Source organism: Lacinutrix sp. (genome assembly GCF_023299985.1).
Lineage (GTDB): Bacteria > Bacteroidota > Bacteroidia > Flavobacteriales > Flavobacteriaceae > Lacinutrix.
Window position 1 is genome coordinate 1 of sequence record NZ_JALZVX010000156.1, and the last position, 14,110, is coordinate 14,110.

The following is a 14,110-nucleotide window of genomic DNA, read 5'->3' on the forward strand; positions in this document are numbered from 1 at the left end:
CAGCAGCAGAAGGTAATTATTTTCCTTCTTCTACAGCAAACTATTGGAAATATAACGTATCGACATTAGATAATACTACAAATGATAACATTACAAGTCAAGATAGCTTATATGTAGTTATGGAAACTCCACCAACACTTATGCTTGATGTAAACGATGGCTTACCGGCAAATGGTCCAATTATAGGATTGCTTTCTAGTGGTACATTAACAAAATCTAATATTACTTTATCTTTAGATGGTATTCTTGAATTACCAGCACAATTAAGTGATTTAGTAGATTTTGATATTGCTTTAAATAATTTCGTTTTATATAATACAGAAGCAAATATTAATACACAATTAGCATCGAATACTAATACATTAACTCAAGATTTTAACGGTTTCCCATTAACTATTGCATACCAATTAACCTCTACAGCTTTAGGTTTTTCTGAAAGTTTAATGCTTAATGGCACCACATATTCTAATGTAGTAACTTCTAAATTATCACTAAATCTAAGTGTTTCTACTACTATAAATATTGCTGGAATAGATTTTCCGTTGGCTATTTTAGAACCTAATGATGTTTTAGTTTCTACAAACTATTATGTTGAAGGTATTGGTTTAGTACAGGCAAATTCTGGAACAAGCTACCAAATAAGTGCTGCAGCTATTACTGCCTTAGAAAATTTTGGTGTTGTTTTACCTATTCCACCAAGTGGTTCTACTACTATTGATCAAATTATTGATGTTTTTTCTGTAATGGAATAGCAACTTGTATAATTAAAGCAAAGCAGTCTTTAAAATACTTACAGGATGTAATGCAACTCTATCTGTGCCATCTTTAATTTGATGCCTGCAACTTGTACCATTTGCAGCAATAGTTGTGTTAGCATCCGTTTTGCGAATAGCAGGAAATAAGGTTTGTTCTCCTACTTGCATACTTACTTTATAGTGTTCTTTTTCGTAACCAAAACTTCCAGCCATACCACAGCAACCACTAGGTATAATGGTTACTTTGTAGTTTTTAGGTAAGTTTAAAACATTAAAACTGTGTATTTGATTACTTTGTGCTTTTTGGTGGCAATGCCCATGAAACTTAATTGTTTTTATTTCGGAAGTAAATTGAGACGCCTTAATGTTTCCTATTGCTATTTCATTGCTTATAAATTCTTCAATTAAATAAGTGTGCTTTGCTAGTGCTTTAGCTGAAACTTTGTCGTCTGCTAATTTTATATATTCATCTTTAAAAGATAATATTGCCGAAGGTTCAATACCTATAAGTGGTGTGTTCTCTGAAACTAAATCCTTATATATTTCAATATTTTTATTCGCAGCTTTTTTTGCTTGTTCTAGTAATCCTTTAGATAAAAAAGCGCGTCCGGATTCACTGTTTTTAATAAGCTTAACTTCGTAATTTAAAGCCTGTAAAAGCGTAATGGCATCTACTCCAATTACTGTGTCTAAATAGTTGGTAAACTCATCATTAAATAAATAAACAGTTTTTATAAATTCAATTTTAACTGTCTTATTTTTAATTATTTGATATTCTTTACTTAAACTTTTACTAGAAATAAAGGGCAAACTTCTTTCTTTAGCAACACCTAACGACTTCTTAAGTAATGAGGAAGTAAAACCATTAGAAAACATAAAGTTTGAAAGTCCTGAAAAATGACTTCCAATAGTGTTTAATTTGTTATTGTAAGCAAACAGTTTTGTTCTTAAACTTACACCATTCGCTTTTTGATATTGGTATTGAAATTCTGCTTTTAAGCTAGCAACATTTACACTACTTGGGCATTCGCTAGCACAAGCTTTACAGCTTAGGCATAAGTCGAATACTTCTTTTAATTCCTCATGATTAAACTTGTTAGCTTTTTCTGAACTCGTTAAGTATTCGCGTAAAGCATTTGCTCTTGCGCGTGTAGTGTCTTTTTCGTCTCTTGTAGCACGATAACTTGGGCACATAGTACCACCAAATTCTGGTAATTTTCTACAATCTCCAGAGCCATTACATTTTTCTGCTTCACGTAAAATACCATCGGAAGCTGAAAAATCAAGTAATGTCTTAATCTCTGGTTCTACTCTATCTACTTGATAGCGTAGGTTTTTATCCATTGGAAAAGCATCTACAATTTTTCCAGGATTAAAAATGTTTTCGGGATCGAAAGTAGATTTTATACGTTTTAAAAGTTGGTAATTTGTATCACCAATCATATACTTAATAAACTCTGCACGCACAATACCATCACCATGTTCTCCACTAAAAGAACCTTTGTGTTTTTTTACTAAAGCAGCAACATCTGTTGTTATTTTTCTAAATAGTATAACATCTTCAGTTTTCTTTAAATTTAAAATAGGTCTTAAATGAATTTCACCTGCTCCAGCATGCGCATAATACACAGCGTCTTGCTTATAATCTTTCATTAAGGCAGTAAATTCGCTAATATAATTTGCTAAGTCTGGTAATGCAACAGCTGTATCCTCTATGCAAGCAACTGCTTTTTTATCTCCAATAATATTTCCAAGTAAACCTAAACCTGCTTTTCTAAGCCTGTTTGCTTTATCTATTTGTTCATTTTTAAGACTAATATTTGCGTAGCTTAATCCAGTATCTTCTATTGTTTTAATAAGCGCGTTGGCTTGCTGTTGGGCATTATTTAGAGTTTCAGCTTTAATTTCACACATTAAAATAGCTTCAGGATCTCCTTGAATAAATTGTCTGTTTTCGGTTTGTGTTTTGTTATTCTTTGTGCAATCTAAAATGGTTTTATCCATCATCTCACAAGCAAACAAGTTATGTTGCATTACTGGCTCAACAGCATTTAAACAAGCATTAATAGATTTAAAATGTGCAGCCACCATTATACTTTCACTTGGAGGAAGTTTATCGAGTTTTAAAGTGATTTCTGTAGTAAAAGCTAGCGTGCCTTCGCTGCCTGTAAGTAATTTACAAAGGTTAAAAGCTTCGGTTGTATTTATTAACTCATCTAATGCATAGCCTGTGTTTCTTCTATGTATTTCTGGTTTTGGGAAGTTACTTGTTATTTCGTTTTTGGTGTTTTCCGAGGATAATTCATTTAAAATAGTTTTATAAATATGTCCTTCTTGTGTATTTAATTCTGTTTTACTTTGAAGTGCTTCTTTTGATAATTCTTTAAAAACAGCTTGACTACCATCACTTAATATAGTTTTAAGTTCTAAAACTTTATCTCGTGTTACACCATATTGAATAGATGTTGTACCAGAAGAGTTATTACCAACCATACCACCAATCATGCAGCGATTAGAAGTAGATGTGTTTGGTCCAAAAAATAAGCCAAAAGGTTTTAAATAATTATTGAGTTCGTCTCTAACAACGCCAGGTTGAACAGTAACGGTTTTATTAGTTTCATTGATATTTAAAATTTTTGTGTAATACTTAGAAACATCAACTACAATACCTGTTCCAACACATTGTCCAGCAAGAGAAGTTCCTGCAGTTCTGGGTATTAATGATGTTTTGTACTTAGACGCAAAGGTTATTAGTTTTTTAATGTCGTTATTAGACTTTGGAAAAGCAACAGCTAATGGAAGCATTCTGTAAACGGATGCATCTGTAGCATAAAGGCGTTTCATTAAGTCGCTATAATGCAACTGTCCTTCAAGACTTTTCTCAAGTATGTTTAATGTCGAATTGTTAATTTTTGAAATCATTATAAGTTCAAATTTAAAACATAAAAACAATTATTAACTAAATATTTGCGTTATGTTTTTACTTAAATTAAAGCAATTTGTAACTTTGAATTAATAAAAATAAGAAAACAAATGAAAAAAGTACTTTTATTAGCAGTAGCTATTCTAGGATTTAGCTTTATTTCAACCGCTCAAGATATTGCAGATAATGCAATAGGTTTACGAATTGGTGATAATGATGGATTTGGCGCAGAAATTTCGTACCAAAGAGCTTTAGGTGATAATAACCGTTTAGAAGTAGATTTAGGCATTAGGTCTGGCAGTAATTTTAGTGGTTTTAAAGCCACAAGTTTATACCAATGGGTTTGGGAATTAGAAGACTCTTTTAATTGGTATGCTGGAGCTGGTGGAGGTTTAGGTAATTATAGTTTTGATTTACCTGCTTCTATTGAAGAAGAAAGTGAAACCTTTTTGTTTGTTGCAGGCAATGTAGGTGTAGAATATAATTTTGATATCCCTTTCATTTTATCTCTAGATGTTAGACCAGAAATTGGTTTTGGTGATTTTAGAAATGATTTAGATTTTGACTTAGCACTAGGTATTAGATATAAGTTTTAAATCATTATTTGTTATATTAATTAACCATAATTAGTAATGGTTTTTTTTTTTTTAATACAGGCCTATTCTTTTGTTAACAAAAACAGCATTTCATCGATTATATGTGTACTTCAAAGATTATATTGCTTCACAACCTTTCTGAAAATTAAAAAAAAATTAAAGAAGAAATACATTTGCCATTATTAACTCAAATTAAAAAACAAATGGCAATTAACTTACTAGATTTATTTAAAGAACAATTAACAGATGGTGTATTAGACAACGTTTCTGGCTTACTTGGAGGACAAGATTCAAGTTCAATTCAAAAAGGTTTAATGACAGCAGCTCCAGCTTTATTAGGTGGCATTATGGATAAAGCTTCGTCAAAAGAAGGCGCTTCATCTCTATTTAACATGCTTGGTAACGGAAGTGAATTAGATGGATTATCTAATTTAAATGCTGACGGTAACAACTCTGAAGGTTTTCTTAACAAAGGATTAGATTTAGTAAAAATGGTTTTAGGTGATAAAGCATCTGGAGTTATTGATATGGTTAGTTCTGTGTCAGGTATTGAAAAAGAATCATCATCATCTTTATTAAGTGTTGCAGGTTCAATGGTTAGTGGTGTTTTAGGAAAACAAAAGGCATCTGGTTTAGATTTAGGCTCTTTTGTTGGACTATTATCTAATCAAGGTAGCTTTTTAGACAAATTTGCTCCTGCAGGATTATCATCTTTACTTGGTTTAGCTTCTTTTTCTGGTATATCTAGTAAATTAGGTGATTTAGCAGGTGGAGCATTAGGTTTCGCTGGTGATACAGGAAAAGCAGCATTAGATGGAGCTGGAAAAGCAATTGGTGGAGTTACTGGTTTAGCAAGTGATACTGGTAAAGCCGTAATAGGTGGAGCTGCTAATTTAGCAAGCGATACTGGAAAAGCAGTAATTGGTGGAGCTGGCAAAGCAGCTGGAGCAGCTGCAGGTATGGCATCTGGTGCAGCAAGTGCTGGTGGTTCATTAATTAAAAAAATATTGCCTTGGGCTATCGGAATTATAGGATTACTATTTGCTTTCTTTTTAATTAAAGGTTGTGATAGTGACAAAAGTATGTTAGATAATGTAAAAGATGCTGCAAATCAAACTACAGGAGCAGTTTCAGACGCTGCTAATTCTACAACAGATGCCGCAGGAAATGTTGTAAATAGTACTGTAGATGCTGCTGGTAATGCAGTAGATGCCGTAGGAAATACTGTAAACAGTACAGTAGATGCCGCTGGTAATGCAGTTGATACAGCTGGAAAAGCTATAAGTACTACAGTTGATGCAGCTGGAAACACTATTAGTAATATTGCTGGTGGTATAGTAGATGCTTCTGGAAATGTAGTTAATGCTTTTGGTGAGGTTATTGGTAGTTTCTTTGATTGGAGTTTACCAAATGGAACAAAATTAAGTATTCCAGAAGGTGGTTTTGAAAACGATCTTTTAGATTATATTAAAGAAGGTAAATTTGAAGCTGGTAAATATTATGCTTTAGATAGATTATATTTTAATACTGGTTCTTCATCATTAAGTGATGATTCTGTAAATCAAATAGAAAATATTGCTAGTATAATGAAAGCATATCCAGAAGTTAAAATTCTTTTAAGAGGACATACTGATAACACTGGATCTGTAAATGGAAACAATGTGCTATCTGGTAAAAGAGCAGCTGCAGTTAAAGTTAAATTAGTAGAAAAAGGTATAGAAGCTTCTAGATTAGAAACTAAAGGAATGGGTTCTGTTGAGCCAATTGCAGATAATGCAACACCTGAAGGAAGATCTAAAAATAGAAGAATTGATGCTTCAATAATTAAATAATATTTTATAATTAGTTTTTGGTTAGTTCTAAAGGTCAGTGGTAATTAATTTACTACTGGCTTTTTTTAATTTAAAAACCACCTTACTATTTCTAAAAATTAATGCGTATCAGTTTAAAATTTATTTAAGAAAAAATAAGTATTTTTACCAAAACCATTTCAAATCTATTGAAATGGTTATCTATTAAGGCAAGGTTATTGCTTTTACTATTAAAATAAATCTATACAAAATGAAACAAAAAACAATACTTTCGATTATTTTATTCAATTTATTAATCTTCAATGCTTTTGGACAAGTAAATGTTAAAGTTGGGTATGCTGATGTTGAATATATATTAAGTAAAATGCCTGAAACTGCTAAAGCTCAAGCAGAGTTAGACGTAACTACAAAGAGAATAACTAAAACTAGAGATTCTATAATTAAAGATTACAATATAAAACTTGAAGATTATAAAAAGAATGTAACAACTTTTGATGATACTATCAAAAAAGAAAAAGAGGATAACCTTATAGTAATACAAAAAGAATTACAAAGGTTTGATGAAGATGTTCAAGCTGCTGTGAATTATAAAAAGAATGAATACCTTAAACCAATTTATAGCAAAATTGCAGAATTAGTTTCTGAAGTAGCTAAAGAAAATGGTTATACACATATTTTAAATTCTCAAATTAATGGAAGTAGTGTGTTAATTTATGCTGAAGAAACCACAGATATAAGTGATCTTGTTATTGCTAAAGCTAACAAGTAATATATTTCAAATATTTTATTTAAAACACCTCTAGTTTGAGGTGTTTTTTGTTTATTTAATTTTTAATATCCTTTAAAATGAAAAAAGCAGAACTACTTTTTACCTTTATTATAGCTCTAGGAATTATTTTTAGATTAATGCATTGGCCTTATGCAAACGAAATTTTATCATTAGGTGCTATATTTTTATCTGGACTATATTTTTGGTTTAGTTTTGCTCTACTTAATTCTATAAAACTAAGAGTTGCCTTTAAAAAAGAATCTTATAAATCTATTTCTAAATTTCTAATTCTTGGAGCAATTGGAACTGGAATAGTTTTTTCTTTACTTGTTATTTATAGCTTATTTAAATTGCAATTTTGGCCTTATGGACAGGTAGGCTTATTACAAGGGCTTATTTTATTTGCTGCTATTTTATTAATAGTTTTTGTTTTCTATTTAAAAAACAGAAAGCAATTTCTAAAAATCAATTATTTAAGATTTATTATCATTGGTTTTATAAGCATAACTCTTTTTTCTATGTCAACAAATCAGTTAGTTGATTTGTACTATGGTAGTGATCCGGAATATGCTGAAGAATATAAAACCTATTTAAACGATGAAAGTCTAAATAAAAAAAGGCCAACAAGAGTATTTAAAAGTAAATAATATTTATAGTTTCTTATTGGATAAACATGTTTTCAATGTATCTTCATAAACAGCTTCGTATTGTGGTACTATATTTTGTATGTCAAACTTTTTAGCTTGAATCTTTGCATTAATTTTAAATTTAGACAATAGTTTTTCGTCTTTTAAAAGGCTAATAGCATTTTTACTCATAGCATCAACATCTCCAACATTGCTTAAGTAACCAGAAAAACCGTTTTCGTTAACCTCTGGAATACCACCTGTATTACTTGAAATTACGGGAACACCTGAAGCCATTGCTTCTAAAGCAGACAAACCAAAACTTTCTGTTTCACTTGGAAGTAAAAACAAATCGCTAAAACATAAAATCTTATCTATTTCATTACTATTTCCAAAAAACACTACTTTATCACTAATACCAAGTTTACGGCAAAGTTTTTCGGCAGGCTCGCGTTCTGGACCTTCACCTACCATCATTAATTTTGCTGGTAGTTCTTTTTGAATATTATTAAAAATATTTATAATATCTGGAATACGTTTAACTTCTCTAAAATTACTTATATGAGTTATAATTTTCCCACCATCAGGAGCCATTACTGAACGTTGGCAATCTGTGTAATCATGCTTAAACTTTTTTAAATCTATAAAATTTGTTACAACATTTATTTCCTTTTCAATATCGAATAAACGTAATGTATCCTCTTTTAAACTTTGAGACACTGCTGTAACAGCGTTAGATTTATTAATGCTAAACGTAACTGCAGGTTTATAAAAAGGATGATTACCAACTAAAGTAATATCTGTACCGTGTAAGGTCGTAACAATTGGTACATAAATATTTTCTTCGATAAGCATTTTTTGTGCCATGTAAGCTGCATAAGCATGAGGTATAGCATAATGCACATGAAGAATTTCTATGTCATGAAGTTTAACCATATCTACTAATTTACTAGACAAAGCTAGCTCATATGGCTGGTAATGAAATAATGGATATTCTGGAACATTAACTTCATGGTAGTGAATATTGTTTCCTAAAAGATCTAAACGAACAGGTTGATTGTAAGTTATAAAATGAATAACATGACCACGTTTTGAAAGCTCTAACCCTAGTTCTGTTGCTACTACTCCACTTCCTCCAAATGTTGGATAACATACTATTCCTATTTTCATTTTTTAGTTTTAAATGTCTTATTTTTAATGTATTTTTAGTTAGCAATTAATACTTAAAACTGAAAGACTTTATTTTGGTTTTATATTAGTTGTAGTAAATAAGAATCCTTACGTTTTATTACAACTTTTTAATTTTAAGTATTACTTAATAATAGCTTCATAAATTGCTGCTTGTATATTGGTTCTAATATCTGCTCGAAGCAACATGTTTTTACCTTTTGATGATGGATATGTTCTATTAGCCATAAACACATAAATTAGTTCTTCGTCTGGGTCTGCCCATGTATAAGTTCCTGTAAAACCTGAATGCCCAAAACTTTTCATTGACAAACAACCACATGTAGGTCCAGATTCTCCAAGTTGTGGTTTATCGAAACCAATACCTCTTCTTATTTTTTTATCGCAATAATAGCAAGTATTAAATTTATCTACGGTTTCTGGTTTTAAGTACCTCACACCACCATAGTAACCTTTCTGTAAATACATTTGCATAATTTTAGCAATGTCGTTTGCATTACTAAAAACACCTGCATGTCCACCTACTCCACCTTGCATTGCTGCTCCCATATCATGCACGTAACCTTGTACTTTTTGAAAACGGTAGTAATCGTCTTCTTCAGTTGGTGGAATACGCGAATTACTTATCGTTTTATATGGATTATAAATGGTATTATTTGCGCCTAAAGACCTATAAAAATGATCTTGAACTAATTCGTTTAAAGGCTTATTATAATAACTTTCAATGTATTGTTTAAGAATATAATAAGGCAGATCGCTATAACGATAACGTAAACGCGTTAACAAGTCTGTATCTTTAATTAACTTAGGAATAGAATCTTGGTAATCTTCACGCATATAAAGGTTGTTTGCCACTTTTATATTAAATTTTCCTGAAGGCGATTTACGATAATATTTAGAAGAAGGTTGCTTGGAAACAGAGTCTAGAGTAGCATAATAAAAAGGTATCCAAGGTTTTAACTGTGCATAATGTGACAGCATTTTCTTTATAGTAATATCCTTTTTATTAGAACTTTTATAATTAGGAATAATCTCGGAAAGCTTAGTATTTAATGAAACAATGCCTTGTTCTTCTAATTCCATAAGTAATGGTAAAGTAGCAACAATTTTAGTCAATGATGCTACATCGTACATATCGTCATCTTTAACTACTTCTGCACCTTTACTATAGGTATGCTTACCAAAATTTTTATTGTAAACCACCTTTCCTTTTCTAGCAACTATAAGTTGAATCCCTGGTGTCATTCCGGCGTTTACGGCATGATTAGCAATAGAGTCTATTTTCTTTAAACGGTAGGAACTTAAACCTACACGTTCTGGAATGCTATAACTTAAGCGTTCTAAAGAGTTTGTTTGAATACCATCACCAACTTTAAAATATGGACCAGCAGAAACTGGTAATGTTCCTTTAGCTGCTAATGCTCCAAAAATGATTTCGGCAGAAGTTTCTTGTGCTATTTTACTATTTTGATAACTAACAATTACACTTTCTATATTTGTAACCGTTTGCAAATCTAAAAGCGCATAAGGTTTTGCAAATACATCTAATATCACAGTATTTGTTCTTGCTATTTCATAGAGCCATGTTAATTCTTTATCCGAAAACTTATAAGATTTCCATGGACTTGCGTTAGATTTATGAAAACTTACAATTACAGTATTATAACTCTGTAGTTTCGCTACTAAATCGCTTAAATTATCTGCTTTAACCTCATTAACTTGTGCGTATTTTTTGAGTGTATTTAAAAATGGTTTCCCATCAGCATCGCCTAATTTAACATAGGCTATTTTTTTAGTTTCTAAATGACGTAACGGTAATAATCCAGAAGAGTCAAGAGCAATTGTAACAGCTTGTTCCATTAGCTTTTCGTAAAGCATATCATCACGTAAACGGTTTAAGTCGTTACTAAGATTATATGTAGAAATTGGTCTGTAATTGTTTAAACCTACTTTGTATTTAGCTTGTAATACTTTTTTAACAGAATGTGCCAAACGTTCTTCTGTAAATAAGCCTTTATTAAAGGCTTTTTCTAATTTTGCTATTCCAGAGGTAACATCAACAGACATTAACATGACGTCATTTCCTGCAAGAAATGCTGCTAAATCTATATTTCCAACTGTGTTTTTAGAACCTTCTGTATCACCATCTAAACCTTCAAATTTAAAGTCTGCTGCACCTTTCATGGTTAGCGCATCAGTAAAAATAAGGCCTTTAAAACCTAGTCTTTCTTTTAAAATAGTAGTAACAATGTTTTTTGAAATTGAAGAAGGATAATCTTGTCTTGGTTCTAAACTTGGAATGTTTAAATGTGCTACCATAACACTAGAAAGTCCTTCTTTTATTAGTTTTCTGTATGGATATAGTTCTACTGAATCTATACGTTTAGCATCGAAAGCTACAGTAGGTAAAGTTAAATGCGAATCTGCTTCAGTATCACCATGTCCAGGAAAATGTTTAGCATTGGCCAAAACGCCTGCGCTTTGCATACCTTTCATAAAAGCAGTAGCTTTCTCGGTAACGTTATCTCTATCTTCTCCAAAAGAGCGATTTCCAATTATTGGATTATTTGGATTTGTATTAATATCTACAACTGGTGCAAAATTAAAATGAACACCTAATCGCTTGCAGTGTTCACCTAACTGTCTTCCTGTTTGTTCTATTAAATAGTTGTCTTTTACTGCACCAAGCGTCATATTCCAAGGAAAAGAATACGTAGAATCTAAGCGCATGCTTAATCCCCATTCTGCATCCATACCAATAAGCATTGGTGTTTTTGAAGCAGCTTGTAACTCATTATTTAACTTTGCTTGACGATAAGGACCTCCTTTAGAATAGATGATACCGCCAATTTTATTATTCTTAATTTGATTTAGAACTTTTACTTTTTCTGCCGCAGTTTGGCTAGAAAAAACTTGCACCATATATAATTGTGCTATTTTCTCGTTTAAGTTTAAAGAATTATAAACGCTATCTACCCATTTTGTTTGCCCTTCTACATCTTTTGCTAACAAAGGATTAGTAGTCTCTTGTGCTTGAATAGTAGATGTTAAAAGGGATAAAGTAAGTAATAATATTAATTTGCGCATAAAAAATTATCAATTTGAGTTTCTATAATATTATAGAACTAAAAACTATGCCAAGTTATTATTTTTCGCACTCTTATTAAAGATTTTAATAGAGATTTATCAATAAATAATAAACAGTGAAATAAAATTAATACTAAATAATATATTACTGTTTTAAAACGCGCTAAAAGTTAGAGGAAGAATTGTTTAATTGATTTTTTTGTGAATTTTCTCTTTACATTTTTTTATTAGACACTTCGTTTAACAAAAAAAAATCTTGGAGAGTGTAATACACTTTCCAAGATTTAAAATTTACTTATAATAAATGTATAGAATTAATTACAATTTATATTAATAATAGCATCAGGGTTATTGGTGCTTACAACTTGTAAAGCTTCTAAATCACAATCATTAAAAATCCATTCATCATTAAAATCGTTAAATTGTTCAACAATAGTAACTACAATTTGTCCAGAAGTATTTGTACTCGTACTCCATGTTCCTGTTGTAGTAGTATTAATTAAATTAATGCTAAGCGTTTGGTCGTTATTAAAGGTGTAAGTAAATAGGTTGTTAGAAACTGTTACATCCCAAGGGCATTCTAATAAAATCCCGGCTACTATACTTTCTGTACAGTCTTCAGTATCATTAGAGCAATTTATGTTAATAATAGTATCTGGGTTATTGGTACTTACAACTTGTAAATCTGCAAAATTACAATCATTAAAAACCCATTCATCATTAAAATCGTTAAACTGCTCAACAATAGTAACTACAATTTGTCCTGAATTATTTGTACTAGTATTCCATGTTCCTGTTGTAGAAAATGTATTATCACTTGAAATTATGCTAAGCGTTTGGTCGTTATTAAAGGTGTAAGTAAGTAGGTTGTTAGAAATTGTTACATCCCAAGGGCATTCTACTAAATACGAAGCTATTGTTGCTTCGTTACAGTCTACAATTGCATCATCGTTTGTACAAGAACAAATAATTAGTAATAGTAGTGTTATTTTTAAAAGTGAGTGTTTAAATAATTTCATGTTTTAAATAGTTTTGAGTTATTTTTTTTTCTTTGTTACTAGTTATACAACACACAAACAAAAAACCCTACCAATAAAAATAGTTTTTTTTATCTAGCTTTGGAACATAAATATTATGATATTATATTATGTCCAAGCAGATAAACAAAATATGTAAGCCTGAGGTTTTCGAAAACATATACAATTCCTATTCTAAACCACTAAGGCATTTTATATATTTTAAAACCAGAAATTTAGATAAAACTGAAGATATTCTACAAGATACATTTGTTAAATTATGGTCTAATTGTGAAAATGTTATTTATGACACAGTAAAAAATTATTTATTTACTATAGCTAATAACTTATTTTTAAATATAGTAAAGCATGAAGCTATAGTTAGAAAAAACCAAAGAGAATTGGTAAAAGAAAGTACAAACGAAACTCCAGAATTTTTGATTATAGAAAAAGAGTATTTGGAAAAAATTGAAATTAGCATAGCAGAATTGCCCGTAAAACAACGCGAAGTTTTTTTAATGAGTAGAATTGAGAAAAAAAAATATAAAGAAATTGCTGAAAAACTAAATATTTCTGTAAAAGCTGTTGAAAAAAGAATGTATTATGCATTAAAGACATTGAAAGAGAAGATAGGTAAAGTGTAAACTAAAAATTATTTTAAAGTAGGGTTTTTGTAATTACAGTTGTATTAAATAAGTAGACTTATGAATAAAGATAATATAGAAGAAGAAAAAATTGAAGCACAATATTTCTATTTAGCAAAATGGATGGATGGAAAGTGTACTCTTGAAGCGCTTAAAAAACATGTTTCTCAAGACGATATTAATGCTTATAAGAAACTTAAAGATGGGCTTGAAGTTTATGAATATCTCAACGCACCAACAAAAGCTTCTTTTGTTAAAATTAAAAGCCGCATAAACAAAAAAAAGAAAAAAACACAACAACTATATAAACAAATTGCATTATCTGCCGCTGCAGTTGTTACTGTTTTACTTATGCTAAACTTATTTGTTTCTACAAACAAATTTAGTTACAGTACAGAGTACGCAGAACATAAAAGTATTAATTTACCAGATGGATCTGAAGTTATTTTAAATGCTAAGTCGCAATTAACTTTTAATAAAAAAACATGGAACAACAATAGGGAACTTTACTTAAATGGAGAAGCTTATTTTAAAGTTAAAACTGGAAATACTTTTACTGTAAAAACAGATAATGGAAGTGTTTTAGTTTTAGGTACACAGTTTAATGTAAATGCTTATAATGAAGATTTTAAGGTTAACTGTTATGAAGGTGAAGTTAAAGTAATCTCAAACAATAACACTACGGTTTTAAAGCC

11 protein-coding genes are annotated in these 14,110 nt (G+C 30.4%); 7 read left to right on the forward strand and 4 right to left on the reverse strand.

Going from position 1 to position 14,110, the window contains the following annotated elements; genetic code table 11:
- The coding region (locus tag Q0C58_RS08675; protein WP_290700139.1) for a hypothetical protein at window positions 1–752 on the forward strand (752 nt) is incomplete at its 5' end.
- A gap of 12 nt (window positions 753–764) precedes the next feature.
- Here Q0C58_RS08675 and Q0C58_RS08680 read toward each other — a convergent pair.
- Window positions 765–3,677, reverse strand: coding sequence for an FAD-binding and (Fe-S)-binding domain-containing protein (locus Q0C58_RS08680; protein WP_290700143.1), 2,913 nt, complete (start codon window positions 3,675–3,677; stop codon window positions 765–767).
- A 111-nt stretch (window positions 3,678–3,788) separates the two neighbouring features.
- On the opposite strand from Q0C58_RS08680, the gene Q0C58_RS08685 reads away from it, so the two are divergent.
- From Q0C58_RS08685 to Q0C58_RS08700, 4 genes are all read left to right on the forward strand, one after another.
- On the forward strand, window positions 3,789–4,274 hold the full coding sequence (locus Q0C58_RS08685; RefSeq protein WP_290700146.1) for a hypothetical protein: 486 nt from the start codon (window positions 3,789–3,791) through the stop codon (window positions 4,272–4,274).
- A 203-nt stretch (window positions 4,275–4,477) separates the two neighbouring features.
- Window positions 4,478–6,106 (forward strand): OmpA family protein, encoded by a 1,629-nt coding sequence (locus Q0C58_RS08690; protein WP_290700147.1) that lies wholly within the window; start codon window positions 4,478–4,480, stop codon window positions 6,104–6,106.
- A 229-nt stretch (window positions 6,107–6,335) separates the two neighbouring features.
- Entirely contained in the window at window positions 6,336–6,854 is a 519-nt protein-coding gene (locus Q0C58_RS08695; protein ID WP_290700150.1) for an OmpH family outer membrane protein, read from the forward strand.
- Window positions 6,855–6,931: 77 nt separating this feature from the next.
- Window positions 6,932–7,501 carry a hypothetical protein gene (locus tag Q0C58_RS08700; protein ID WP_290700153.1) on the forward strand — a complete coding sequence of 190 codons (570 nt, stop codon included), beginning with the start codon at window positions 6,932–6,934 and terminating at the stop codon, window positions 7,499–7,501.
- A gap of 3 nt (window positions 7,502–7,504) precedes the next feature.
- On the opposite strand, the gene bshA is transcribed toward Q0C58_RS08700, so the two are convergent.
- From bshA to Q0C58_RS08715, 3 genes are all read right to left on the reverse strand, one after another.
- Window positions 7,505–8,650: an N-acetyl-alpha-D-glucosaminyl L-malate synthase BshA gene (bshA, locus tag Q0C58_RS08705; RefSeq protein ID WP_290700155.1), complete on the reverse strand. Its 1,146-nt coding sequence runs from the start codon at window positions 8,648–8,650 to the stop codon at window positions 7,505–7,507.
- 141 nt (window positions 8,651–8,791) lie between these two features.
- A complete protein-coding gene (locus Q0C58_RS08710) occupies window positions 8,792–11,755 on the reverse strand; it encodes a glycoside hydrolase family 3 N-terminal domain-containing protein (RefSeq protein WP_290700157.1) in 2,964 nt (987 codons plus the stop codon).
- 314 nt (window positions 11,756–12,069) lie between these two features.
- A complete protein-coding gene (locus Q0C58_RS08715; RefSeq protein ID WP_290700160.1) occupies window positions 12,070–12,774 on the reverse strand; it encodes a hypothetical protein in 705 nt (234 codons plus the stop codon).
- Window positions 12,775–12,902: 128 nt separating this feature from the next.
- On the opposite strand from Q0C58_RS08715, the gene Q0C58_RS08720 reads away from it, so the two are divergent.
- Together Q0C58_RS08720 and Q0C58_RS08725 are read left to right on the forward strand one after the other, a co-directional pair.
- Window positions 12,903–13,415 carry an RNA polymerase sigma factor gene (locus Q0C58_RS08720; protein WP_290700163.1) on the forward strand — a complete coding sequence of 171 codons (513 nt, stop codon included), beginning with the start codon at window positions 12,903–12,905 and terminating at the stop codon, window positions 13,413–13,415.
- 60 nt (window positions 13,416–13,475) lie between these two features.
- Window positions 13,476–14,110 (forward strand): FecR family protein (locus tag Q0C58_RS08725; protein WP_290700166.1); only part of this gene is annotated, 635 nt, incomplete at its 3' end.